1 protein-coding gene is annotated in these 370 nt (G+C 57.8%); it reads right to left on the bottom strand.

The window, feature by feature from the left end:
• Positions 1–370: immunoglobulin-like domain-containing protein (locus DM807_RS00725; protein ID WP_179026945.1), on the bottom strand; the 370-nt coding region annotated here is incomplete at both ends.

Here is a 370-nt window from a genome sequence, read left to right as displayed (position 1 = left end):
AAGGTCGGTTTGACGTTCTCGGCCACCGAGGTTTGGTCGGCGGTGATAGTGACTTTGACCAAGTCGCCTTCGTTGCCCGGAGTGCCTGGCTCGTCGGTTACCTGGGTGCTGACCTCGGTCTTGTCCAAGTTCAGGTTTTCGAACTTCCACGCATCTGCACCGCTGACCGCGTCAATGGCATTGACCACTGGCGGGTTAGCGCCGACATAGACGTTATCCGGCGCGATTACAGTGGCGGAACCTGTGGTGCTGTTGGCTGCGACGACGACAGTCGTACCATCGGTCAGCTTGAAGTACAGCTCCGAGTGGTTGTTGATCGGCAGGCCGTCTTTGTTGGTCAGCGTGATGGTGTAAGTGATCTCGCCGCCTT

Origin of the sequence: Pseudomonas hunanensis, assembly GCF_013393325.1 — a bacterium.
GTDB lineage: Bacteria > Pseudomonadota > Gammaproteobacteria > Pseudomonadales > Pseudomonadaceae > Aquipseudomonas > Aquipseudomonas putida_P.
Note: the sequence above shows the minus strand (reverse complement) of the source record. Positions and strands in the feature narration are given on the sequence as shown.